General features: G+C 61.2%; 25 protein-coding genes. 16 read left to right on the top strand and 9 right to left on the bottom strand.

The annotated features are described in order from the left end of the window. The first annotated feature begins 18 nt into the window (after positions 1–18). Entirely contained in the window at positions 19–1,029 is a 1,011-nt protein-coding gene (locus LRP30_RS41560; protein ID WP_249758577.1) for a carbon-nitrogen hydrolase family protein, read from the top strand. Positions 1,030–1,065: 36 nt separating this feature from the next. Here the strand turns inward: LRP30_RS41560 and LRP30_RS41555 are convergent, their stop codons facing one another. Next, positions 1,066–1,653: a TetR family transcriptional regulator gene (locus LRP30_RS41555; protein ID WP_249758576.1), complete on the bottom strand. Its 588-nt coding sequence runs from the start codon at positions 1,651–1,653 to the stop codon at positions 1,066–1,068. Between the two features lie 144 nt (positions 1,654–1,797). Between LRP30_RS41555 and LRP30_RS41550 the strand changes: the two genes are divergently transcribed. From LRP30_RS41550 to LRP30_RS41540, 3 genes are read left to right on the top strand one after another with little or no spacing between them, the layout of a single operon-like run. Then, positions 1,798–2,358, top strand: coding sequence for a MaoC family dehydratase N-terminal domain-containing protein (locus tag LRP30_RS41550; protein ID WP_249758575.1), 561 nt, complete (start codon positions 1,798–1,800; stop codon positions 2,356–2,358). Between the two features lie 16 nt (positions 2,359–2,374). Beyond that, the gene (locus LRP30_RS41545) at positions 2,375–2,818 is read left to right on the top strand and encodes a MaoC family dehydratase (RefSeq protein WP_249758574.1); all 444 of its coding nucleotides are present in this window, start codon (positions 2,375–2,377) and stop codon (positions 2,816–2,818) included. Between the two features lie 14 nt (positions 2,819–2,832). Continuing rightward, the gene (locus LRP30_RS41540; protein ID WP_249758573.1) at positions 2,833–4,374 is read left to right on the top strand and encodes an AMP-binding protein; all 1,542 of its coding nucleotides are present in this window, start codon (positions 2,833–2,835) and stop codon (positions 4,372–4,374) included. Positions 4,375–4,414: 40 nt separating this feature from the next. On the opposite strand, the gene LRP30_RS41535 is transcribed toward LRP30_RS41540, so the two are convergent. The 4 genes from LRP30_RS41535 to LRP30_RS41520 form a co-directional block, all read right to left on the bottom strand. Next, entirely contained in the window at positions 4,415–4,825 is a 411-nt protein-coding gene (locus tag LRP30_RS41535; protein WP_249758572.1) for a nuclear transport factor 2 family protein, read from the bottom strand. An 11-nt stretch (positions 4,826–4,836) separates the two neighbouring features. Beyond that, complete coding sequence (locus tag LRP30_RS41530; RefSeq protein WP_249758571.1) at positions 4,837–5,337, bottom strand: VOC family protein; 501 nt, start codon at positions 5,335–5,337, stop codon at positions 4,837–4,839. A gap of 195 nt (positions 5,338–5,532) precedes the next feature. Then, positions 5,533–6,444 carry an SDR family oxidoreductase gene (locus tag LRP30_RS41525; protein WP_249758570.1) on the bottom strand — a complete coding sequence of 304 codons (912 nt, stop codon included), beginning with the start codon at positions 6,442–6,444 and terminating at the stop codon, positions 5,533–5,535. Positions 6,445–6,478: 34 nt separating this feature from the next. Beyond that, positions 6,479–7,153, bottom strand: a complete 675-nt coding sequence (locus LRP30_RS41520) for a hypothetical protein (protein WP_249758569.1) — start codon at positions 7,151–7,153, stop codon at positions 6,479–6,481. Between the two features lie 167 nt (positions 7,154–7,320). Between LRP30_RS41520 and LRP30_RS41515 the strand changes: the two genes are divergently transcribed. Further along, positions 7,321–8,211, top strand: a complete 891-nt coding sequence (locus LRP30_RS41515; protein ID WP_249758568.1) for a LysR family transcriptional regulator — start codon at positions 7,321–7,323, stop codon at positions 8,209–8,211. Between the two features lie 459 nt (positions 8,212–8,670). On the opposite strand, the gene LRP30_RS41510 is transcribed toward LRP30_RS41515, so the two are convergent. Further along, positions 8,671–9,327 (bottom strand): TetR/AcrR family transcriptional regulator, encoded by a 657-nt coding sequence (locus tag LRP30_RS41510; RefSeq protein WP_249758567.1) that lies wholly within the window; start codon positions 9,325–9,327, stop codon positions 8,671–8,673. A 139-nt stretch (positions 9,328–9,466) separates the two neighbouring features. Between LRP30_RS41510 and LRP30_RS41505 the strand changes: the two genes are divergently transcribed. Together LRP30_RS41505 and LRP30_RS41500 are read left to right on the top strand one after the other, a co-directional pair. Beyond that, complete coding sequence (locus LRP30_RS41505) at positions 9,467–11,623, top strand: alpha/beta hydrolase fold domain-containing protein (protein ID WP_249758566.1); 2,157 nt, start codon at positions 9,467–9,469, stop codon at positions 11,621–11,623. 61 nt (positions 11,624–11,684) lie between these two features. Further along, positions 11,685–12,899 (top strand): ABC transporter substrate-binding protein, encoded by a 1,215-nt coding sequence (locus tag LRP30_RS41500; RefSeq protein ID WP_249758565.1) that lies wholly within the window; start codon positions 11,685–11,687, stop codon positions 12,897–12,899. A 229-nt stretch (positions 12,900–13,128) separates the two neighbouring features. Here LRP30_RS41500 and LRP30_RS41495 read toward each other — a convergent pair whose 3' ends face one another. Next, a complete protein-coding gene (locus LRP30_RS41495) occupies positions 13,129–13,707 on the bottom strand; it encodes an alpha/beta hydrolase (protein WP_249758564.1) in 579 nt (192 codons plus the stop codon). 255 nt (positions 13,708–13,962) lie between these two features. On the opposite strand from LRP30_RS41495, the gene LRP30_RS41490 reads away from it, so the two are divergent. From LRP30_RS41490 to LRP30_RS41470, 5 genes are all read left to right on the top strand, one after another. After that, positions 13,963–14,874, top strand: a complete 912-nt coding sequence (locus tag LRP30_RS41490) for a LysR family transcriptional regulator (protein ID WP_249758563.1) — start codon at positions 13,963–13,965, stop codon at positions 14,872–14,874. Between the two features lie 198 nt (positions 14,875–15,072). Next, a complete protein-coding gene (locus LRP30_RS41485; protein ID WP_249758562.1) occupies positions 15,073–16,116 on the top strand; it encodes an alkene reductase in 1,044 nt (347 codons plus the stop codon). 30 nt (positions 16,117–16,146) lie between these two features. Further along, on the top strand, positions 16,147–16,548 hold the full coding sequence (locus LRP30_RS41480; RefSeq protein WP_249758561.1) for a nuclear transport factor 2 family protein: 402 nt from the start codon (positions 16,147–16,149) through the stop codon (positions 16,546–16,548). Between the two features lie 129 nt (positions 16,549–16,677). Then, the gene (locus LRP30_RS41475; RefSeq protein WP_249758560.1) at positions 16,678–17,346 is read left to right on the top strand and encodes an SDR family NAD(P)-dependent oxidoreductase; all 669 of its coding nucleotides are present in this window, start codon (positions 16,678–16,680) and stop codon (positions 17,344–17,346) included. A gap of 28 nt (positions 17,347–17,374) precedes the next feature. After that, positions 17,375–18,490 (top strand): alkene reductase, encoded by a 1,116-nt coding sequence (locus tag LRP30_RS41470; protein ID WP_249758559.1) that lies wholly within the window; start codon positions 17,375–17,377, stop codon positions 18,488–18,490. A gap of 45 nt (positions 18,491–18,535) precedes the next feature. Here the strand turns inward: LRP30_RS41470 and LRP30_RS41465 are convergent, their stop codons facing one another. Beyond that, positions 18,536–19,549, bottom strand: coding sequence for a tripartite tricarboxylate transporter substrate binding protein (locus LRP30_RS41465; RefSeq protein ID WP_249758558.1), 1,014 nt, complete (start codon positions 19,547–19,549; stop codon positions 18,536–18,538). Positions 19,550–19,722: 173 nt separating this feature from the next. On the opposite strand from LRP30_RS41465, the gene LRP30_RS41460 reads away from it, so the two are divergent. The 4 genes from LRP30_RS41460 to LRP30_RS41445 all read left to right on the top strand — a co-directional run bounded on the left by LRP30_RS41460 (position 19,723) and on the right by LRP30_RS41445 (position 23,275). After that, the gene (locus tag LRP30_RS41460; protein ID WP_249758557.1) at positions 19,723–20,478 is read left to right on the top strand and encodes a hypothetical protein; all 756 of its coding nucleotides are present in this window, start codon (positions 19,723–19,725) and stop codon (positions 20,476–20,478) included. A 115-nt stretch (positions 20,479–20,593) separates the two neighbouring features. Then, on the top strand, positions 20,594–21,565 hold the full coding sequence (locus LRP30_RS41455) for an MBL fold metallo-hydrolase (protein WP_249758556.1): 972 nt from the start codon (positions 20,594–20,596) through the stop codon (positions 21,563–21,565). 36 nt (positions 21,566–21,601) lie between these two features. Then, a complete protein-coding gene (locus tag LRP30_RS41450) occupies positions 21,602–22,387 on the top strand; it encodes an SDR family oxidoreductase (RefSeq protein WP_249761948.1) in 786 nt (261 codons plus the stop codon). Positions 22,388–22,495: 108 nt separating this feature from the next. Beyond that, a complete protein-coding gene (locus LRP30_RS41445) occupies positions 22,496–23,275 on the top strand; it encodes an enoyl-CoA hydratase-related protein (RefSeq protein WP_249758555.1) in 780 nt (259 codons plus the stop codon). Positions 23,276–23,508: 233 nt separating this feature from the next. On the opposite strand, the gene LRP30_RS41440 is transcribed toward LRP30_RS41445, so the two are convergent. After that, positions 23,509–24,156, bottom strand: a complete 648-nt coding sequence (locus tag LRP30_RS41440; protein ID WP_249758554.1) for a TetR/AcrR family transcriptional regulator — start codon at positions 24,154–24,156, stop codon at positions 23,509–23,511. Positions 24,157–24,351: the final 195 nt, after the last annotated feature.

The following is a 24,351-nucleotide window of genomic DNA, read 5'->3' as shown; positions in this document are numbered from 1 at the left end:
ACAGCAGAGGGACGAGCCATGGGCATTACTCATCCGAAATACAAGGCGGCAGTCGTGCAGGCGGCGCCAGTCTGGATCGACCTGGAAGGCACGGTCGCCAAGACCATCCGATACATCGAGGAAGCCGCAAAAGAGGGGGCGAAGCTGATCGCCTTCCCCGAAACCTGGATTCCCGGCTATCCCTGGTACATCTGGGTGGGAACGCCGGCGTGGGCAATCGGGAAGGGGTTCGTACAGCGCTACTTCGACAATTCCCTAAGCTACGACAGTCCGCTCGCTCGGAAAATCGCCGACGCGGCGCGCGACAACAAGATCACAGTGGTGCTCGGTCTTTCGGAGCGCGATGGCGGCAGTCTCTACATCTCGCAATGGCTGATTGGTCCCGACGGGGAAACCATCGCCAGACGTCGCAAGCTTCGGCCCACCCATGTCGAACGAACGGTGTTCGGCGAGGGAGACGGCAGCCACATCACCGTTCACGACCGCGCCGACCTCGGGCGATTAGGCGCGCTGTGTTGCTGGGAGCATCTGCAGCCTCTGACCAAGTACGCCATGTACGCCCAGAACGAGCAGGTGCATGTGGGAGCGTGGCCGAGCTTCTCCATGTACGAGCCCTTTGCGCACGCGCTTGGTTGGGAAACCAACAATGCCGTCAGCAAGGTTTATGCGGTCGAAGGATCCTGTTTCGTCCTGGCGCCTTGCGCCGTTATCTCCCGGGAGATGGTCGAGGAGATGTGCGACACAGAGGACAAGCGCAATCTGGTCCATGAGGGCGGCGGACATGCCGTAATCTACGGGCCTGACGGCAGTCCGCTCGCGGAGAAGTTGCCTGAGACCAGCGAAGGGATCGTCTATGCCACAATCGATCTCGCCGCGATCGGCGTAGCGAAGAACGCGGCTGACCCTGCGGGGCATTACTCCCGCCCCGACGTCGTTCGGTTGTTGTTCAATAACAAGCCGGCGAAGAGGGTGGAGCACTTCTCGCTTCCGCACGATGTTCTTGCGCCTGACTTGAACGGTGCGTCGTGAAGGGACGACCGCAAGTCGCGCCTCGAATTCGGATATCTAGTCCTCGATGCCAGTGCGGAGCATTGAGAGCATCTGCTTTGCTATCGCGGCAGGAGTGTCGCGCTCCTTCTTGAACCAGAAGAGCGACCAGGAGAGCGCTCCGATGACGGTCAGACGCAGATAGCGGCGATCGACACCCTTGCGCAGGGGAAGATCGTCGATCAAGCCGATGAAGATCTTCTCGTATTCGTCCCGCAGGGCGATGACTCTTGCCCTGATGCTCTCCGGGTAGTGCCACGGCGGCATGATAAAAAACGCCTGGTTGGCTCGCCGCCAATCGAGCAGGCCCGTGGTGTGGGCGACGCAGGCGGTTTCCATCCGCTGCCAGGGGTCCGTCTTGCCGGCGATTGCATCGACGACCCGATTGAGGAGTTCGATGCCGCCTTTCTCCCAGACCGCCCAGAGCAGTTCCTCCTTCGATTCGAAGTAGTAGTAGACGGAGGCCGCCTGCATTTCGGCGGCGGCCGCGATATCACGCATCGAGGCGCCGTCGAAGCCCTGCTTGTTGAAGAGGGTCTCGGCCACGGAAATGATCCGCGCCTTAGCCTGCTCGCCCTTGGAGGGCGTGGATTTGTCGGCGGACATCCTTTTGCTACTTCGCAACTTTCTGTCCTTTGTCGACGTTTCGGCTGCCATTTTATCAATTCCGCGCAGAAGTGCTTGATTTTCTAACGTACGTTAGATAAAAATCTAACGTACGTTCAATAAATCTTACCGAGGAAACGTCGCATGCCCGTTCCTAGCAGATTGGACAGGTACGTCGAAACAGAGAAGCAGAAGCATTTCTCCCGGGATTTCATGATCGGGTGGGAGCGGTACGAGACCTGGGACGAAGCCACCGTTGGACATAGCGGCCCGGCGCAGCGCACGTTCGAGATCACCGAAGAGGACATACTGGACTACAACCGGGCGTGCGGCGAAACAGATCCATTGATGATTGACCCGGCTTTTGCCCGGCAGCATTCCCCCACGGGTGAACTCCTTCAACATCCTGTTTTCGTGACGACGATAGCCTTCTACAGCCTGGGCGAGAAGGGTATCGGCACCTGGATACGGACACCCGGCGCCCGCAATCCCCAGCAGCGCATCGAAATTGTCGAACCGTTCCGCTACGGCGAAATCATCTCGACGACGATCACGACCGCCGACAAGTTCACGCAGCGCGGAAAGCCCTATCTCCAGATGCTGCTCGACTTCCGGAATGAGAGCAGCGTCCTCAAGGCCCGCTGGTGGTGCTCGCTGATCCTGCCGGCGACGCGTGCAGATGTCTCCCGTTTCGCCAATGCCTGACTGAGGAGCTTTGAAGATGCCAATCTCGTTCGCGGAGATACAGACCGGCCATTCGTTTCCGCCGGTCGTGCAATCCTACGCTCAGCCGGCCATCGATCACTACGCGCTGGCCTCGCTCGACATGAATCCCGTCCATACCAATGAAGAATGGGCGGCGCGTGCCCAGGTATTCGGCATCCCCGAGACGGTCGGTCATGGCATGATGACGATGTCGACGCTTACTTCGGTTGTAACGCGAGCATGGGGAGTAATCGGAAAGAACGGCGGATCGATCCGGTTCGTCGACGCCAAGTTCACCAAACCGGTCAAAGTGGGAGAAACCGTGACCGCAACGGGCAAGGTAAAGCAAAAGCACTATTTCGGCCCCGGAAAGAACTGGGTCCAGGTTGCCGTCGAGGCGAGGGACTCCACCGGCGACCTGATCGGGCTCGCCGAGGTCGGATACAACCTTCCCGATTGAACGGAGGGGCTTTCATGCCGAGCCGAATTGGTGATGCGCTGCACTGGTACGCGACCTACACGCCGGACAAAGTTGCGCTCGTCTCCTCCGCGGGCACGCAGACTTACGCCCAGCTATGGTCCCGTGTCTGCCGTCTGAGCAGTGCCCTGGCCGAACTGGGTCTGGCGTCCGGCGATCGTATCGCGCTGCTCATGCAGAACAGCAGCCGCTATTTGGAGATCTACCAGGCGGCCGCTCTGATGGGAGCGGCGGTCGTACCTCTGAACTTCCGGTTCACCGCGAGCGAGATCGAATATGTCGTCAATCACTCTGGTGCGCGCGTATTGTTATTCGATGATGACTTCACCGAAACGGTGCAGTCGCTGCGAACGAGGTTGCCCACCGTCGACGGGCGCTATGTGGTCACCAATGGTTCAGCGGATTACGCGAGACATTCGTACGAGGCCCTGATTGCCGCCGGACGAGATGCGCCGCCTTCCACGCCGGCCGATCTCTCAGCCTGTTACTTCCAGGGCTATACGTCGGGCACGACGGGCTTTCCAAAAGGGTGCGTCAATCCACATCGGGAGTTCGCCGACTGCCTGCGGAGGATTGCAACGATCTACAGAATAACCGAGAGCGATCGGGAACTGGTCGCCGCACCCCTGTTCCACGAAGCGCCGGCGCTGTTCGCCCTGCTGCAGATTTTCCGGGGCGGCACCGTCACCGTGACGAGCGATACTTCGCCGGCGAACGTCTTCTGGATGATCGATCAAACCCGGGCGACCTGGACCTTCATGGTGCCGACCATGTGGGCCTCCATGGTCACCAGCGAAGAAATAGACCGGTTCGACCTGGGATCGCTGCGGCTTCTGTTGAGCGGCGGATCGCCCCTGCTGACGCACACGAAGGAGGCGATCCTCCGGAGATTCCCCAAGGCTGGCCTTAACGAATTCTATGGCGCCACCGAAGTCGGCCTGGTGACGAATCTCGCTCCCGAAGACCAGCGCCGCAAGGTTCGATCCGTCGGCCGGCCGGTGATCGGAATGTTCGTCGAGCTGCGCGACGAACAGGGAAACGTGGTTCCGCAAGGCGAGGTCGGGGAAATTCACATCGGCGGCGCAACGCTCATCCGGGAATATTTCAACAATCCGGAGGCGACGGCCAGTGCAAGACACGGCGGCTTCTTCACGCTGGGAGACATGGGCCGGTTCGACGAGGAGGGACACCTCTACATCGTCGATCGCAAGAAGGACATGATCATCAGCGGCGGCGAGAACATATTCCCCAACGACATCGAGGAGATTCTCTACAGGCATCCCGCCGTAGAAATGGCCGCCGTGGTAGGCGCTCCCGATCCGAAGTGGGGCGAAATAGTCGTCGCGGCCATCAAATTGAAGCCTGGCAGTTCTGTCGAAGAGGCCGAGCTCATCAAGCACTGCAAGACGTTCCTGTCCAGCTTCAAGGTTCCGAAAAGGATCGATTTCCGCGACCAGATGCCGATGTCTTCCTTCGGAAAAATACTTCGGCGCGAGATCAGAAAATCCTATTGGGACCATCACGAGGTGAAGGTCTGAGGTCTGGTTGGAGATTCTCGCGCGGACGTCCGCTCCGCGATCAAGCCGGGAAACTGTCGCCGAACATCGGCAGGCCGCTGCGCGACTGCTCGCGCTTGGCTTCGTCCTGGATGACGTCCCAGTGCTCCGCGGGCACGCCATCCTCCATGCGCACGATGTCAGCGACGACCCACGCAACCGGACCGAAACCGCTGAATCGGCCATGAAGGATGACGAAGCCGCCAGTCGCCGCGGCAAGATGGTTCTGGTAGCGCAGCGTCTCGGGCATGATCTTGATCATGCCGAACAGTCCCTCGCGGCCGGGCGGGATGTGCGCACTGTGCTGGATATAACGCGGCGACCAGTAGCGTTCCGCGGCAGCGTAATCGCGTTTGTTGAACAGGGTATCGAACCCGTTGAGGACGATTTGAACGTTATGGTCCTCGTTGCCCGATCTGGGTTGTGCGGCCATGGCATTTCTCCTCAAGACAGATTGCCGACGATTGAGGCCCGGCGGGATAGCTCGATCCAGTTGCCGTCGGGATCGAGGATCATCGATATCCGTGCCACGTCCCCAAGCGTTATCGGTGCAAGACCTTCGCGCACCCCTTTGCCAATCAGCTCGCCATGCACGGCGTCGATATCGGCCACCTGCAGGGTGATGTAGCGCCATCCGCTCGCTTGCCGAACCGGATCGACGGTTGCGGCGCGGTCTTCCCTGAGAAGAAGCAGGCTGTCTCCCAGGCGAAAGGCCGGACCGCCCGACCAGGACTCTTCGGCGAAGCCGAGAATATCGCCATAGAACCTGCGGTGTTCGCCAAGACTTCGGACGGCCATGGCAATGCCCAACTGAGTGACGCCATCAAACCCCTTGGGCACCAGCTGCACACGATTGCCGTCGGGGTCGACCATCTGACGCGGCTCGCGCAGACCTTCTCTCGCGATCATCAGCTCGCGAAACCCGCTCGGGGCCGCCTCCGGCAAGGGCTCCACGTGATGGTTGAGTTTGATGACGGAGCCTTGCTCATCGTGCCTGTACTGCTTCTGCCCCAGCGGACCGGCAACACATGGTCGAAGCGAACGCCGGCATCCTGCTGCCAGAACCGCAGCATTGGCTCCAGATTGTTCGTCGAAAGTCCGACGTCGATGACGCTTTTTGCCAGTTGCATCCGCCGACCGTTATTCGAACGATGTACCTGTCATTTTCTCGGAAACGTCCCAAAGTCTGTCAGCCGCTGCCGCGTCTCGCGCCTGCGGCATGATCAGGGCGCGCGACGGTGCGCCTCGCAGTTCGCCAAATCCTCCCGGTCCGTAATAAGCGCCCGGTTTTGCCTCCGGGCTCGTCGCTGCGAACAGGATTGGCCGGGCGCCATCCGCAGCGGAATGACCGAACAATGGAGCAGCGAAGCCGCTCGCAAGTGAAACAAGACCGCCCGGACCGCTCGTGAATAGGTTGGTTCGGGCAAATCCCGGATGGGCTGCGTTACTTATCAACTTCCAGCCCGCCGCGTCGCTTCGCCGTTGCAGTTCAAGCACGAACATCAAGCAGGCGAGCTTCGATTGCCCATAGGCCTTCCACGGCGAATACAATCGCGCGCCCTGCAGATCACCGAAATCGATGAGCCCGGTACGGTGCGCCAGGCTGCTGAGGCTCACGACTCGTGCTCCGGTTGCCCGGCGCAGCAGCGGCATCAGCCGGGCCGTAAGCGCGAAGTGACCCAGATGGTTTGTTCCAAACTGCATCTCAAAGCCGTCTGCCGTGGTTTGCCGGCGGGGCAGCGCCATCACTCCGGCATTGTTGATCAGCAGATCAAGGGACTGCCGGGAGTGCATCCGCTGCGCGAAGTCGGCGACCGAGGCGAGGCTCGCCAGATCGAGGCGTTCGTAACTTACCTTGGCGCCAGTCACTTCGCGGCTGATCTTCTCGACCGCCGATCGGCCCTTCTGATCGTCGCGGCCGGTCAGAATGACTTCTGCACCGGCCTTGGCCAGCGCCAACGCTGCCTCGTACCCGAGTCCGCCCGTTGCTCCCGTGACCACGGCCGGTCTGCCGAGCTGCGAAGCGATTTCAGACTTCGTCAAACCAGCCACGAGATCACCCCTTCAAGGGATCACAAGCCCACGGTTATTTTCGGATCAGCGGGATCTGCAGGTTGGTGGGGCGGTTCTGTTCGGTATCAAAGCCACGGCCGTCGATATTGCGCGCGCCCCAGAACAACAGATCGCCCCTGAGATAGACAAGATCGTACTCCACGAAGTTTGTTCCTGCCTTCAGAGCGAATGGAACAAAGCTCTTTCCGAACACGCTCTGGGAGGTATTGACCGCCCAGGCACTATACCCGTCCGACGCGACCTTGTTGAGTACGTCGGCAAATCCTTGCGCGAGGGGAGCGACCTCGTAGCTCTCGTCGGCCACAAAGTCGACCTTCTGCGCGCCCGGAGCGATCGGATGCGGGCCCTGCCACAGCATGTGTCCGCCGATCTTGATCCGGGCGAGTGGGATGGCGCCGTAGGGGTCGGCCGAATTGACGATCTCGAGCTCAAACCGGTCGGACGGCAGGTATTTGAATGTGCGCTTGAGGTAGAACGGCTTGAGCGAGCCGTCGGCGTTCTTGGCTGCGCTCGGCCGCACCTCCGGAGCGATGCTCTCCCAGTTACCGAGCATCGCCTGCTTGATCTTCGTAACGTCTGCTTCCATGCCGGCCGCTTTCGGTTGATTGCCAGGCGACTGCGCCACGGCTCCGCCAACTCCTGTCATTGCCAGAATGACCAACAGGGATACTTTGGTGCCGATACGCATGCGCACGCTCCAGTGGGGGTTCAACGGGCAACGAGCCGGGCGGATCAAGGCCGCAAATCGCGTCCTGCCTGCTAGGCAGAGCCCGCATGTGTTGCTTTAGGCGGCGCTGGCAAGTCTGAAAAAGACTTTGTAAGCTGGCCCCATGCTTGCGAGATATGGGGGATTGAATGGAGCTCCGGCATCTCCGCTACTTCGTTGCGGTCGCCGATGCCGGCAGTTTGACTGTTGCCGCCGAGCAAAAGCTGCACACCTCCCAGCCGTCGCTCAGCCGGCAAATCCGCGATCTCGAACAGGAGGTGGGCGTTCAGCTGATCCATCGCAGCGCTCACGGCGTTGAATTGACGTCGGCCGGAAAGGCCTTTCTCGACCATGCGCGAATGGCGCTGGTTCAGGCAGAAGCAGCCAAGGAAGCGGCGCTACGCGCAGCCCAGCCGGCGAGGCCGACATTCTCGCTGGGCTTCATGTCGGGAGCCGAAATCGGTTTGCTTCCTGAGGTGGACCGCGTGCTTCGCGACGAGTTTCCCGGCATCGAAATCCGCCTGTCGAGTGATTACTCGCCGGTGCTCGCCAAAGCCTTGATGAGGCGCAAGCTTGATGCGGCTTTCATCCGGCCCGAAGAGCAGATGGAAGATTTGAGCTACAGGCGCGTGCGCACCGATCCGCTGGTCTTTGTTTTTCCGAGCGACCACCGGCTGGCTTCGCAAGCGGAGATAGCGCCGCAAGAGATCGCGAGCGAAAATTTCTGTCTTCCGTCAAAGTCCGCCCCTGCGGTGCGCCGTGTCGTTCTGGACTATTTCAACCGGGCCGGCATCGACCTCAAGCCGCAACACGAAGTGCATAATGTCGTCCATGCCATATCGATGATCACATCGACGCGCGCGGTCATGATGTTGCCGGCCTACACAAAAAGCTATCTGCCGGAATCGATAACCACGCGTCCGGTGCAGGGAGAAGTGCCCACACTCGACCTGATGCTCGCCTATCACAAGGCGAACAAGTCACCGATCCTGAAGTGGCTTCTTTCCAGAGTAGGCCAACTTGCTGGAACACCGTCCTAGGTACGACGGGCTTCCTCAACCAGCCAGTCGCGGAACGCGCCGCCAGGGCCGGGTTTGACTCAGAAGCTATCGGGTAAACCGCAAAGTGGCAGTAGGCAACGCGCGCAAACTGTGTTCGGACTGGCGAACCGGCTTTCCCGCCCGAACGGCCGAATGGGAGAACGACAGGCGCCCCAGCGTCCCGGTCCCATCACGGCGGCTTTCATCAACGCGTTCGTATCGGTGAACGAGGTGCCCGCAATATCGCGATCGAGCTTCAGGACGGCCGATTACCGGAAAGAACTCCTCATCGAGAAGCTTGATGGCCCGCAAGTCCTTTCCAATCGCGTGTCCCGAACCGGATCGCAATGTCGACGCCGTCTGACTTGAAATTTCATCGCCGTGGCCTCGGGGCATGCATGGCTTTCGCCTTTTTGCATTGCCGCCGCTGATCAACCGGTCCGGTTACGAATAATGCGCTCACTTTGCCGGTTTATCTGCAGCTTTCGAGCGCGCAGGCTTTTGGGCTGTTACCGGCAGCTTGGCCTGCGTCTGCTCTGACGGCGGACATGTGAGCGCGGCTTCCAGGGTGTCGAGCATGTTCTCGATTGTGAACGGCTGACCCCAGAGCCGGCTGCTTCTGGCATGACGCTTCTCAAGGACAGCCTCATGTGCAGACAGGATCGCGTTGGCGTAAATCATGAACATGGAAAGCCGCTGCTCGACAATGGATCCGGGCAGAGGAAGCATTTGCTTCAGATAATCGAAGCACTCGACGTAGCCCGAATTCCAGCGGTGGTTGAGTGCAGCGCGCAAGGTTTCGCGATCGGAAGCCTGCAGGTTCGAGGTGAAGCGAATATAGCCGCGCCAGCGCTCGTCCTCGCCAAGCTCGATCACCGGCATCATGAGCACCAGCATGATGTCACGAATATTCTTCGGGCCACCCCGCGCCTTCAACTCGTCCAGCATCTCGCGGCGGCGGCGGTCTAGTACGGCAGCGCCATCGACCACCATCTGGCGGATCAATTCTTCCTTGGAGCCAAAATGATAGTGCAGGGCGGCGTTGTTCCGCTGCCCGGCCGCGTTGACGATCTCCTGGACGGTGACGCCGTCCACGCCTCGTTGGGCGAACAGCATCTGTGCCGCCGCCTTGATCTGGTTCTTCGTCTCTTCCGAGGTCGCACGGGTGGCCGGGCGTGACCTGCTTGACATGCAAATCGATCCTGAACTAAATTAAGCGAAATCGCTTAATTGGGAAGCGGGTAGGAGGCGGCTTATGCGCATACTCGTCGCGGGCGGTGGCATTGCTGGACTAACTACTGCGATTGCGCTGCGCCATCAAGGCATCGAGGCGCTGGTGCTCGAACAAGCGCCAAGGCTGAACGAGATCGGCGCCGGCATCCAGATCGCGGCCAATGCGGCGATCGTGTTGCGCGAGCTCGGGCTGGAGGGGCAGATGCGCGCCGTCGGCGTCAAGCCACAGTCCTACGATTATAGGGATCTGCGTACCGGACGGATGCTCTATCAGGCACCGCTCGGGGACGAGGCGGCGGCGCGCTATGGCGCGCCGATGTACAACATCCACCGTGCCGATCTGGTCCAGCTTCTGTTCGACGCCGTGCCACAGGAAGCGAAGAAACTCGGCGCGCGCTGCGTCGCCATTTCGCAGGACAAGGACGGCGTCGAGGTGACACTGCAGACCGGCGAGAAAGTTCGCGGCGACGCACTGGTCGGTTGCGATGGCATCCACTCGGTGGTGCGCAAGCATCTGCGCGGCGAGGAGGAGAAGCACTTTGCCAACATCCTAATGTGGCGTTCGCTGATTCCGGCCGAGCGACTGGAGGGGCTCAATCTGGAAGAGCGCGGCAATTACTGGTTCGGTCCGGGCCGGACGCTGATCACCTACTGGGTGCGGCCGAAGAAGGTCTACAGCATCCTTGCCTCGGTTCCGGCGCCAGAAGTGCAGCGCGAATCCTGGGACGACAGCGGCGACATTTCCGAGATGCTGCGCTCGTTCGAAGACGCCGAGCCTCGCGCTCGCAAAATGCTCGAGCAGTGCCCGAGCGTCTTCATCACCGGGATGTTCTATCGCGATCCCATCGACAACTGGACCTGCGGCCGCGTCACGCTGCTCGGCGACGCCGCGCACCCGATGGTGCCCTTCCTTGCGGCCGGCGCCGGCCAGGGCATCGAGGATGCCTGGACGTTCGCGCGGGTGCTGGCGCGGCGGAAGGACGATATCCCCGGCGCCTTGCTGGAATACCAGCAGCGCCGACTGCCGCGCACCACGCGCATCCAGGCCGGCGCGCGCGCCGCGGTCAAACTGATGCACGAATTAGAAGAGCAGCGCCTGCGGAACCGTAACGGCCGCTGGAAAGGCATGGCGCGAATCGATCCGCTGGCTGAGACCAGCTGGGGCCTCGCCTGGGCTTACGATGTGGTCAAGGCCGTCGAAGGTCCGCCCGGCGAGGTGCTCAATGTCACGGGCCTGCGAGAAGGCAAGCGCCTGCAGCGAGCAGAGGGCCAGCGCGCCTTCGATCTCTGGAAGTACGCGTTCCGGCCCGAGGACGTCGCGCGCGGCCATGACGGCTTGCGCGCGGCCTATGACCGCTTCCTGACCACGAACTTTCCGCTGCCGAATGGCGTTGCCGCCGTCGAGGACGAACTCGGCGACGTCAGGGCATGGCGCGTGTCGGCGCCCGATGCGCCGCGCGGCAATTTCGTGCTGCATTTCCATGGTGGCGGTTACATGATCGGCTCTGCCAAAAGCTCGTTGGAGTATGCAAGCCGGCTGGCCGCGGCCGTCGAAGGAGTCTGCTACACCGTCGACTACCGTCTCGCGCCGGAGCATCCGTACCCGGCCGCCATAGACGATGCCGTGATGGCCTATCGCGCGCTGCTGGCGCGCGGCATTCCGGCCAGTTCGATCCTCGTTTCTGGGGAATCGTCCGGCGGCGGCCTGGCGCTGGCGTTGGTCCTGGCGCTCCGCAACGCAGGCGACCCGCTGCCGGCGGCGATCCTTGCCGTGGCGCCTTTTGCCGACCTCACTTTGTCGGGACCGACCGTCAAAGCCTTCAATGGCAACGACCCCGCCGCCAACCGCGACCTCCTGACCTACATGGGTGCGTCCTATTTCCAGGGCCACGAGCCGACTGATCCTATGGTGTCGCCGCTGTTCGGGGACCTTGCGGGACTGCCGGCGCTGTTCGTGACGGCGACGCAGGGCGAGGTGCTGCTGAGTGACACGACACGTCTTGCCGAGCGGGCGCAGAAGGCCGGCGTCGACGTCACGCTGCGTCTCGTCGAGGACTCCGTCCACGTCTACACGATTTTCCCGTTCCTGCCGGAGACCAGGAACACAATGGAGGAAGTCGCCGCCTGGGCGCGACGAAACCTGCGCCGCAACGATACGAGGCCGCAGGCCGCAGAGTAGTTCGCATCGACAACAACGCAAACAACGCGCGACGGGAGTCGCGCGAACGATGGAGGCTGCCATGAGGAAAGCAATTTTGCGTTCAGCGATGATCGCAGCGACGTTTGCCGCTGGGTGCGCAGCCCATGCGGACGGCATCTCGGATGGCACCGTGAGGATCGGCGTGCTCACCGACATGGCCGGCGTGTTCTCCGATCTCGGCGGCACCGGCGCGGTGACCGCCGCACAGATGGCGATCGACGATTTTGTGGCGAAGGAAAAGCCGCCTTTCAAGATCGAATTGGTCTCGGCCGATCACCAGAACAAGCCTGATATCGCGACCGGCATTGCGCGGCAATGGTACGACACCGGTGGTGTCGACCTCATCACCGACGTGATCAATTCCGGCGTGGCGCTCGCGGTCTCCAGCGTCGCCGAAACGAAGGGCCGCATGTTGATCGTCACGGGCTCCGGTTCGACGCGGCTGACCAACGAGCAATGCTCGCCGTACACGATCAGCTACACCTGGGACACCTATTCGTACGCCAACGGCCAGGCGCGCATCGTCAAATCGCTCGGGCTTGACACCTGGTATTTCGTCGCCGTCGACTATGCACTCGGCAAGTCGCTGGTGACGGAGGCGTCTGACGCGGTCACGCGTTCGGGCGGCAAGGTCGTCGGCACGGTGTATCACCCGATCAGCACGACGGATCTGTCGTCCTTCCTGCTGCAGGCGCAGGGCTCGAAGGCCAAGGTGATCGGCTTTGCCAATGCCGGCGCGGACCTGCTCAACTCCATCAAGGCGGCCAAGGATTTCAACATCACGCCCAGCCAGGCCATCGTTCCCCTGGTCGGCACGATCACCGAAGTCCACGCGCTCGGCGCCGCGGCGACGCAAGGCATGTTCCTGGTCGAGCCATTTTACTGGAATCTCGACGATCTTTCCCGCCAGTGGAGCAAGCGCTTTTTCGACAAATTCGGCAAGATGCCGAATTTCGTGCAGGCAGGCGCTTATTCAGCGGTCACGAACTATTTGAAGGCAGTACAAGCGGCGAAAACCGACGACGCGGCGGCCGTGATAAAGCAGCTCAAATCGATGCCGATCAACGACATGTTCGCACGCAACGGCAAGATCCGCGCCGACGGCAGGATGGTTCATGACATGTATCTGGTGCAGGTGAAGGTACCCGCCGATGTCGCGGAAAGGTGGGATTATTACAACGTGAAGGAGATTATCCCCGGTGATGAAGCCTTCCAGCCACTTTCCAGCAGTCGATGCCGCCTCGCGACACAGTGACAAGCCGACCCGCGACAAATGCGAAGTGGTGTCCACTTGGTAGCGCGACCCGCCTCGGGCGCATGGCCGATAAAACATCGTACGATGCCGCACCGGTGTGGGAGCGCCATCCTGCTCGATAACCGATTGGTCGCGCGGGCATCCGAGTTTTCGCAGTTTGCGCCATCGCAGTTCGCCAATTCGCATCAAATCGTTCGAGGCGCCTCGGGTCCAAATCGGCCGTGCAAAGTTAATTGATAGTAGTCTCGCCCTTGGCTGGCTGGATAAACTCCTCCAGCCGGGGTGCAAGGTAGATTGGCATCTCCTGCATCGGGTAGTGCCCGCAATTGCCGATCTTCTCGATTACCGCATGCGGATACAGCGCAGGATACACGCTGCGCGCCAAACCCTCGCTGACGCCGTTGTCAAATTCGCCATACAGCACCAGCATGGGCGCCTCGACCTTGGAGGCACCGGCCGCGAAGTCGTCCTTGATGAACGAGCCCATGTAGCTCTTGAACGCTTCCGGCTTTGCCGTTTCGCGCGCTCCTCGCAGCATCAATTCCGGCCACGTCCTGGAAACGGGGTTACCGAGCGAATCCCCTATCAGCGCCAATGCCACCCCGTCCTGTTCGCATGCCGCCGAAAAGAATCCGAATACCGCATCGTCGAATGGTAAAGCTGAGGCTGGCACCGGCGTGATCGCCACGACCGACTGCACGCGCGCGCCGGCGTCCATCGCCACCTTTTGCGCCGCCTTGCCTCCCATGGAATGGCCGACGACATGAAACTTGTGCCAGCCAAGCTGGTCAGCGAGCGCGAATCGCATCCGCTGCCACTTCGCCGATTGTGAACTCACCAGCAACCTGGCGGGAGTTGGCGTAGCCGCGGATATCGAGGAAAGCGCAGGTATAGCTGACGCATCAAGAGCGTCGAACATCGGCGCGAAAACCCTATGATCCCAAGGACCAGCCGTGACTGATCACAACCTTCGTCGGACCATTGGCCGATGAACGCCATGTATGGAATGCATCAATCAGGTATCCTATGATGGCCGGAGCGTTCCTGACTGGAGCCTTGGCATTTGATCAAGGATAACTTTGCCCTTCGCTTGTACACCCGCGTCGCTCGGCTCGGCAGCTTCTCGGCCGCCGCCCGCGAATGCGGCCTGTCGCAGTCTCAAGCCTCGCGGATCGTCGCCGAACTCGAGGCCGAGCTTGGAATCAGGCTTCTGTCCCGCACCACGCGTGCCGTGGTGCCAACCGAGGCCGGGGGAGAATTCCTGGCCCGGGTGGAGCCTATCCTGGCGGCGCTGGACGAGGCGGAGCACAGCGTTCGCGAGGGCGGCGAACTCCGTGGGCTCGTCCGGATGAGCATGCCGACCAGCTTCGGCATCCGCGATGTCATTCCGCGCCTCGCTTCTTTCGCCGAGCGGCACCCCGCTTTGCACATACAGCTCCAGCTGGGGGACAGGCGTCATGACGTCGTCCGGGACGCGGTGGATGTCGCAATACGGCTTGGCAGCCTTGCCGATGCGGCTGGGACCGCAAAGCGGATCGCCACAATCCCACGCGTCGTCGTGGCTTCTCCGGACTATCTCGAGCACCATGGCGCTCCCCATACTCCCGAGGACCTTAGCCGGCACCGCATTATCGGAGGGACGGCCGCCGCCGTACCGTCGGCCTGGCGGTTCAAACGAGACGGCCAGGAATCCACGATCAAGCTGGAGCCGCATTTCTCGACCGACGAGAACGAAGGCGCGATAGCGGCGGCGGTGGCAGGTTTCGGCATCACTTCAACGAGCGGCTGGGCATGCCGTCGCGAACTCGAAAATGGCGCTCTGTTGCGCGTGCTTACAAAGTGGGCGTTGGCCGGCATTCCCGTGCATGCCTATTTCCCGATGGGACGCGCCACCCGCGCCGCTGCCCGCGCAATCATCGATCACCTGGTCGCAAATTTTGAGCGGGAACCACCTGCCGAAGCGATGGACCGGTAATTCCAAGCCGCCAAGCGACCCTTCCGATTAATGCGTCTCATACATAGAAGTTAGTGAAAGGCAGCGGCTACCGGGCGAGACCGCCACGGGCGATGTGTACCTCACGCAACTGACGCGATGAGGGAAACGCCCATGTCGATCCCGTCTCTGTTTACGCCCTACCGGATGGGACCTCTCGATCTGCCCAACCGAATCGTGATGGCGCCGCTCACTCGTATGCGGGCAGGGTCGGACGACCACGTGCCAACCACCCTGCAGGTCGAGTACTACACGCAGCGCGCCACCGCGGGCCTGATCGTGACCGAAGGCGTCGCAATCAGTCCCGAAGGATTCGGGTGGGCACATACCCCCGGCTTGTGGACCGCCGAGCAGGTTCGGGGGTGGCGCCGCGTAACCAATTCCGTTCACGCCGCGGGCGGGCGCATCGTTGCGCAGCTCTGGCACACCGGCGCCATTTCGCACCCGGACCTGCGCGGCGGCGCGCGACCGCTCTCGGCCTCGGAGGTTGATCCTAAGCAGATATCCGTCACCGCCGCCGGCCGCGTCCCCACCGTTGCACCGCGTCCGATGACCAACGATGAAATCCGTCAGACCACAGCCGACTATGCCCGCGCCGCGCGCAACGCGATGGACGCCGGGTTCGACGGTGTGCAGATCCAGGCGAACTACCTCTATCTGCTGGCGCAGTTCCTCAACAAGGCGACCAACCGGCGGACCGACGAATATGGCGGTGACATCGAGGGCCGCGCCCGCCTGCTGTTCGAAGTCGTCGAGGCGATCCTCGATGAAGTCGACCCGTCCAAGGTCGGCGTGAAGATCGGCCCGATGCACGAAACCGGTCCCTTCGCGGCGAACGACGAGACCTTGCCGATGGCCGAATATGCCATTCGCGAGTTGGGCGGATATGGCCTCTCACACCTGCTAATCATGGGCAACACGACCGACTTCACCGGTACGCCGCTGGAGCCGCTGATGGGAGACGGCATGTTCCGCCACTTCCGGCCGATCTTCCGCGGCACGCTGATCGCCAACACCGACATGGATGCGGAGCGCGGTAATCGCCTGATCGCGGATGGTCTCGCCGATCTCGTGGCGTTCGGCCGCCCCTTCATTGCCAATCCCGACCTGGTTCAACGCCTCAAGACCGGCGCGCCGCTCGCCGAGATCGACTGGACGACCGTCTATGGCGCTGGGCCTAAGGGTTATTCCGACTATCCGGCTCTGCAGCGGGAAAATGCTTGATCCCCAATTCACCGAATAAGGAGAACTATCATGTCAAAGACGACCTCTGCCGAGAACAAGGCGCTCGTACTCGAAGCCTTCGACACACTCTTCAACAAGCGGGATTATGCCGCCGCCGAGCGCTTCTGGTCCGATCGCTACATCCAGCATAGCGCGCACATCGCACCCGGTCGCGACGGTCTGTTCAACCTGATCCGTGTGCTGCCGGACGGCCTGAAGTACGAAAATCATCTCATCCTTGCGGAAGGTGAGTACGTCATCGCGCATGGGCGCTTCTCCGGTCACGGCCGGCCCGCCGCCTGGATCGCCGCCGACGTTGTCCGCATGGAAGACGGCAAACTCGCCGAGCACTGGGATGTGCTTCAGGACGAGGCGACCGAGGCCGAATCCGTCAGCGGCTTGCCGATGTTCGGCGACCGCTTCCCCGGCTGATCTGCCCTCATCACTCCACTTGCACAGGAGACGCATCATGAAACTCACAGGCAACACCATTTTCATCACCGGCGCTACATCGGCATCGGCAGGGCGCTCGCCGAGGCTTTTCACCAGCGCGGCAACAAGGTGATTATTTCCGGCCGCCGGCGGGCCCATCTCGACGAGGTCATCGCCGCCAACCCCGGCATGGAGGCGATCGAACTCGATGTTGCCGATCCCGCCAGCATCGACACCGTGGCCGCTCGGCTGATCGCCGACCAACCTGATCTCAACGTGCTGATCAACAATGCCGGCATCATGTTGCCCGACCGGGCTGCTGGCCGGATCGACGACAGGCTGCTGGTCGATACGGTGAACACCAACCTGGTGGGGCCGATCCGCTTGACGTCGGCCTTGGTCGAACACCTGAAAGGCAAGGACAACGCCCTCATCGCCTATACCAGCTCCGTGCTCGGCTTCGTCCCGATGGCGGTCACGGCGGTCCATTCCGCGACGAAGGCGGCGCTTCATTCCTACGTTCTGTCGCAGCGCTTTCTTCTGAAGCCTGCACGCATCCGCGTGCTCGAAATCGCTCCGCCGTGGGTGCGCACCGATCTGATGAACAGCCGCGAGGCTGAGCAGGCGATGCCGCTCGAACAGTTCATCGCAGAGACGATGTCCATTCTCGCCACCGATGTCGACGAAATTCTGGTGGAAAATGCCAAGGCGTTCCGCAGCAACCCCGGCCCGAACGAGCACGCGCTGGTCAACGGCTTCAATCAGCAGGCACTGGCCCTTTTCAGCGCTGCCGCCTGATACGGGTCGAGTAAGAAGGAAGAATGTCATGTCCAACCAGTTGTTCACGCCCGTGCGGGTAGGTGCTTTTAATCTCGCTCACCGGGTGGTGCTGGCCCCCCTGACGCGCATGCGATCCGAGATGCCGGGGAACGTACCGGGCCCCGCAATGGTCGAGTATTACGAGCAACGCGCCACCCCGGGCGCTCTCCTGATCGCAGAGGCGACCTTCGTTTCGCGCCAGGGCAACGGAGGCTACGGTTCTCCGGGGATCGAAACCGATGAGCAGGCCGCGGGTTGGCGCGAAGTCGTCAAGGCGGTGCACGCGAAAGGCGCCACGATCGTGTTGCAGCTTTGGCATGTGGGCCGCGTTTCGCACACGAGCCTGCAAGCTGACGGTGGCGTGCCGGTCTCGCCCTCGGCGATCGACGCCGGTCTGTTTGCGCTGCTCGAGGGCAAGCCCGGACCGGCGACCCCTCCACGGGCGCTGAAGACCGGGGAGATCACCGAAATTGTCGAGCAGTATCGGGCTGCGGCGCAGCGCGCCAGGGCTGTGGGATTCGACGGCATCGAGTTGCACGCAGCAAATGGCTATCTTATCGACCAGTTCCTTCAGGACAGCTCGAACAAGCGAACCGACAGATATGGCGGCAGTGTCGAAAACCGCGCCCGCTTCTTGTTCGAGGTGCTTGATGAGGTCAGGCAAGTCTGGTCAGCAGATCGGATCGGCGTGAGGATCGGCCCCAGCAACAGTTTCAATGCAATGCACGACAGCGATCCGGAAGCCTTGTTTTCCTACGTGGCCGCAGGTCTGCGAGACCGCAAGATCGCCTACCTCCACGTCATCGAACCTCGCGTTAAAGGCAGTGCTGTTATCAACGACCATCCGCCAATCGCGGCCGCGAACCTCAAGCCGATTTTCGTCGGCCCCGTGATCGCCGCCGGCGGCTTCAATGCCAAGGACGCTGAGGCGATCGTCAGCGAAGGAAAGGTCGATCTGGTCGCGTTCGGTCGACACTTCATCGCAAACCCGGACCTGCCGCGGCGTTTGCGGGAAGGTGTGCCGCTCAATCCCTATGACCGGGATACCTTCTACTATGGGGGCGTCACCGGATATCTCGACTACCCGACATCAGGCGAACTCGAAACAGCCGCCGTTGCGTGAGGAGAACCGAGCGTCCGAATCGACGAGGTCGGTTTGCTTCGGCGATTATTCCGCCTTCAATCCGTACTTCTGTACGATCTGACGCTCGTACTCGGCACGCTCTGCGATAAACGCCTGGTAACCGTCGCTATCGAGATATTCCTCGCTCATGTCGAAGCGATCACGGACGATCTTGTTTTCGGGGTCAAACAGCGCCTTCTTGAACGCATCGTGCAACAGCCGAACCAGCGGCTGCGGCATGCCTTTCGGGCCTGATATTCCAAACCCCGTCGTGACTTCCATATCGTAACCAAGCTCTCGAAGCGTTGGCACATCAGGCAGTCTCACAAAACGATCGCGCGACCAGGCGCTCAACGCGCGAAGCTGTCCCCCTTCGACCAGCGGGATGATGGAAGATTCGCCGGCAACGGCGTCGACATGACCGCCGGCGACCGCGTTGACGCCCTCGGCCGTACTCTTGAAAGGCACGTGGTTGATCTGGATGCCTGCTTTCTCGGCAAGCTCGATCATTCCGATATGGGGCGAAGAAGCCGCCCCGCTGTTGGCAACGGTCAGTTGACCCGGTTTGTCACGGGCAGTCTGGATGAACTCCGCCATGGTTTTCCACGGGCTGTCCGCTTTCACCGCAAAACCAAGACGCCAACCACACAATCGCAGGATATGAGTGAAGCTCGTGACGGGATCCCACTGCGGCGATGCCAGCATGAAGGGACGGCGTATCATGCCGAGATGCATTTGCCCTAGCGTATAGCCGTCCGGTTTGCCCGTCGCGAGCTGGACCGCGTGCAGGGTGCCACCCGCGCCCGGCCGGTTCTCGATAATGACAGGCTGGCCCAGGCTTGCTTGCGCGAGCTGTGATAGAGACCGCATCTGCAAGTCGGCTGTTGAACCTGCTGTCCATGGAATGACGAGACGGATCGGGCGGGCAGGGAACCCGTCGTGGGACCAGGCCGGCGCTATTGATCTTGCAATCATCGGAGAGGCAACGGCGGCGCCGAGCAACAGGAATTTCCGTCGCGAAACCGGCAGTTCTGCCGCATGCAAGTGAGATTTGCTCATTAACTCCTCCCGCGGATGTGGCGACTGCACGTCGCTGCTGTGGAAACAGATTTGTTTCTATCTGCCGCTTGACTCCATCGCTGTCAAGACGTAGTGGAAACAGATAAGTTTCCATGTGGCGGGTGCAATGTCCCTCTCGAGCTCCGCCGTCTGGCGTGAATAAGGGGAATGTGATGGTTTTGACGTTTCTCCGCCGTGCCTGCGCGGTCGCTTTCTGCACGCTGTCTTCGACTCAGATCGAGGCCGCAGAGAAATTGATCTCGACCAATCTCGATACCCGCACCGTGCTGGCGTTTCGCGTGCCAAATGAGGTGGTCCGGAAACTGCTGCCGGCCGGATGGGAATTGGATGCCGCGCCGGACGGGCCGAATTTGCGGGTTGTCTTTGCCAACAACCTGCTGGTCCAGGATGCCGAAGGAAAGGCGTCGGAGAACCTCCGGGTCGTCACATTAACAGCGCAAGCGAAGAGCAGTACGGAAGAAAAAGCAGGCATCGCGCTCGGGGGATTTCTGTCCGCAGCGGCCGCGGTGCCGGGCCCGTACTTCAATTACTCCGCAGCTTCGGCGGTGTTTTCGCAGCGCGTCGGCGTAAATGGGGCTGGCAAGTCGGTCATTGAAGAGGCCTGGGAATTCAGGGGCAGTGAGGGTGACGCGCTGGATCTCAAAATTCAATTTGAGCGAGGACCGCTTGCGCGCGTCAAGGCGAACACGAAGACCTATTCGTCTTCAAAGCCTGATTTCTTCAGGATCTATCGTATTGAGCAAGCGGTTGATGTGATCAACGCATCAAGCGGCCGGAATCGCCTCGCGCAGATGGCGCTGAAGGCCAGCGGGCCGCTGTTCGGATCCATCCTGGACGGGTCCGAGCAATTGGTCAGCGTCACTTCGATTCCCTACTACGCGCGGCAAATCTATCTGCCTGAGCCCTGATGTTGTGGGGCTTGTGGCGAGCCAGGCAATTGCACTCGAAGGCAACAACGGCGGCTAAGCCGCGAGGGAGGAACTTGACATGAATGGTGGCAACTCGACCACGCGGAGATCACTGATGAAAGGCGCATCATTGCTTGCGGCATCGGCTGCGGCGCCGATTTTGGCGGGCGCGTCGCCGGCGGGCGCTGCCAGCGGAGAACTCAAGGCGCCGCCGCATGAGCGCGGCAGCTACCGATTCAAGATCGGTGACTTTCAGGCGACCCTTGTTTCAGACGGCTATGGAGACGGCGCGTTCTGGCCGGCGTTCGCGAACAACGCCCCGGAGGCGGAAGTCAATGCAGCGCTTGCGGCGAATTTCGTACCGCCGGTGCGGCAGGGCACCTGCAACATACTGGTGGTGGACACCGGCAAGGAGCGAATTGTCGTCGACACGGGATTTGGCTGGCGGCGGGCACCGACTTACGGGCATCTCGAAGACAACATGAGGCGCGCGGGTATTCTGCCTGAAAGCGTCGATTTCGTCATCATCACGCATGGCCATATCGACCATCTCGCCGGCATCACCGACAAGGCGGGTGGCCTGGTCTTTCCCAACGCGCAGTATGTGCTGGACGAGAAAGAGTGGGCGTATTGGACCGGCGATCAATATGAACGCGACACCAATTCGCAGCCGATGGCGCCTGCGTTCAAGGAAGGCACGATTCTGGCTGCGAAGACCAATCTCCCGCCGATCAAGGAGAGGCTCAAATTATTGAAGGCCGAAGGCGAAGTGGTGCACGGCGTTCGCCTGGTATCTGCCCATGGCCACTCGCCGGCCCAGGCCGCAGTGATGTTCGAGTCGGGCAGTCAGCAGCTGCTTCACCTCGCCGACGTGGTTCATGATCCGATGCATTTGCTGTATCCGGCCTGGACGACCGTCTTTGACTATGACGGCGCCGCATCGACTAAAAATCGCAAGCAGATCCTGGAACGCGTCACCGTCGATCGCACACTGGTCATGGGATATCACATGCCCTTCCCCTCGACCGGTCGGGTCGTCAGATCTGGCGATGCCTACAGGTGGGAACCCGCGCGTTGGAACTGGTAGGCCGTCGGTGCGTGAAATTCCGTGGAGGTACCGATGATGACGTCAAGAGAAAAGCGGATTGCCTGGGTGACCGGAGGAGGCAGCGGTATTGGCCTGGCCGGCGCTGCGGCTTTGGCCGGCGACCGGTGGTCAGTCACCATCTCTGGCCGGCGTCTCGATGCGCTGGAAGCGGCCGCCAAGCGGATCGGCGACAAGACGTCTGTAGAGGTCGATGTCCTTCCGCTGGATGTGACCCGGGCGGACGACGTCCGGGCCGCAGCGCGGTCCATATTGGCAAAGCACGGGCAGATCGATCTCCTGGTCAACAATGCCGGTCTCAACGTGCCCAAGCGGAGCTGGAACGACCTCGAGATCGGTGGCTGGGATCAGATCGTGGATGTGAATCTGAGCGGTGTTCTCTACGCGATTCACGCCGTCTTGCCGGCGATGCGGAGTCGGAAGACCGGCAGCATCATCAACATCGCATCATGGGCCGGCCGTATCGTGTCCCAGATGAGTGGGCCCGCCTACACGGCGACCAAGCATGCGATCCTTGCTCTGACGCATTCCTTCAATATGGACGAATGCCGCAACGGCCTCAGGGCGTGTTGTCTGTCGCCAGGAGAAGTGGCGACTCCCATCATGAAGAACCGCCCCGTACCGCCATCGGAAGAAGTGATGTCGAAAATGCTCCAGCCGGAGGACGTCGGTCGCACGATCGCGTTCGTGGCCAACATGCCTCCGCATGTCTGCGTCAATGAGGTCCTGATCAGTCCGGTAGCAAACCGCGCCTTCCTGGGGGCCTATACGAGCGCCGATTCCGGCTCCTTCGGAGTTTCATGAAGGACGACGTGGACAACTCGCACGTCCAGGTAGCCGCAATTGACTATTGGGAATGCAGGGATATCGGGAAACAGAATTATTTCCGTCAGACACGGAAGGCATGGGAAGATGACTAATTACCAATACTGCACTGTCACCGACGAAGGCCGCATCCGCATCGTGACCCTGAACCGTCCCGACGTCATGAACGCGCTTCACAGCGACGCGCATGAGGAACTCGAATCGGTCTGGGACGAATTCGCTGCATCTGACGATCTTTGGCTTGCGATCATCACCGGGGCGGGCGACCGCGCATTCTCCGCCGGAAACGATCTCAAGGCGCAGGCGGCAGGCAAGCGGACCGGCTTTGTACGTTCCGGCTTCGCGGGGATCACACATCGATTCAATCTGGACAAGCCTCTCATTGCGGCCGTCAACGGCATCGCGATGGGAGGCGGTTTCGAGATCGCGCTGTCCTGCGACATCATCGTCGCCTCGGAGAACGCGGTCTTCGCGCTGCCCGAACCGCGGGTGGGACTGATTGCCGGCGCCGGCGGCGTTCATCGCCTGCCGCGCATCATCCCGCAAAAGCAGGCGCTTGGAATGATCCTCACCGGACGGCGGGTGTCGGCCGCCGAAGGAAAGGAACTGGGTTTTGTGAACGAGGTCGTACCGGCGGGGCAGGCGCTTTCGGCGGCGAAGCGGTGGGCTGACCTCATCCTCGAATGTTCGCCGAAGGCCATACGCGCGTCGAAGCAGTCCTACTTCAGGGGGCTGGAGGAGCCAAATCTGGAAACCGCGATGCGCAAGATCTATCCGGGGCACCAGGAGAACAAGGAGAGTCAGGACTATCTCGAGGGCCCCAAAGCCTTCGCGGAAAAGCGCAAGCCCAATTGGCAGAACAAATGACGGAAGCGGAACTTCATCGACACGAAGCGCGGGAGCTACATTCCACGGTTCGATCGTCGCTCAGCCGCTGTCGCTGTTGGATAGATTCGATCGTTCGCCGGAGCCTGTTTCGCGATAGCCTGTACTTCCTCGTCGCGGGGTTGTCTCTCGCCGTCTTGATCGGTTGGCTCAGCTTCATAACGATCGCTGCGAAAACGTAAGGGCCGCCCGGCGACGCGCGTACGCGTTGCGGCTCACGCAGTACGTTGACGTTTCGACCTTGGGGGGAGGTCCTGGTTTGCTATCTGATCGGCGGTACCTAGCGGCTGGGTGTAACTGAGGTTCACGCCGGCATTTTTCAACAGGACGCGAGCAGCCGCAATCGCGGCCCGCGTCGACGACGGGTCCTTTCTGGTAAGCATGGCCGAATAGGCGCCGTCGATGAGCAGCGAAAGCTGCGTCGCCAGCGTGTCGGGGTCGTCTACGTCGAGTTTCGAAAGCAGGTCGCGAAACCATAACCTGCGGCTCTCCTTGAATGACGCGGCAAGGTCCCTTGATTCGCGCTCGTCGTCGCCGAGTTCGGCCAGGGCGTTCAGATAGGCGCAGCCCCGGTATTCCTTCTTCGAGGAAAGCGACCGCTCCAGCCACGCGAAATTGGAAAGGATCTGCTCGGCCGGCGGCTTGTCAGAGTCGACCGGCAAGGGCCGAAAGCGGCCACGCAGATAGGCCTCGATCATCTCGCTCTTCGAGCGGAAATAACGATAGAGGGTCTTCTTGCTGATGCCGAGCTCGGCGACGATCGTGTCGACGCCTACCGCACGGATGCCCTGCCGATAGAACAGGCGGTCGATGGTCTCCAGGATCTTGGCGCGGGTGATATCCTCATCCTGCTTCACTGCCATAGGATACGGGCCTGTTTCTTCGGTTGCTGCGGCGCGACAAGCGCCAATCTGATCCATAACCGCCTAACGATCAAGCGCTTTTCGCGATTCTCGGCGTTTCCACAAAATGTGCCGGGAAAATCCCTTCATCTCGTGTTCAATGCCGTCGTGCCCGAAGGGCCAGCGCTTTTCCTCTTGACATCGCGTAATCGAGGG

It is taken from the genome of Bradyrhizobium sp. C-145, assembly GCF_023375135.1.
Classification (GTDB): Bacteria; Pseudomonadota; Alphaproteobacteria; order Rhizobiales; family Xanthobacteraceae; genus Bradyrhizobium; species Bradyrhizobium zhanjiangense.
This window is presented reverse-complemented; position numbering and strand designations above follow the sequence as displayed.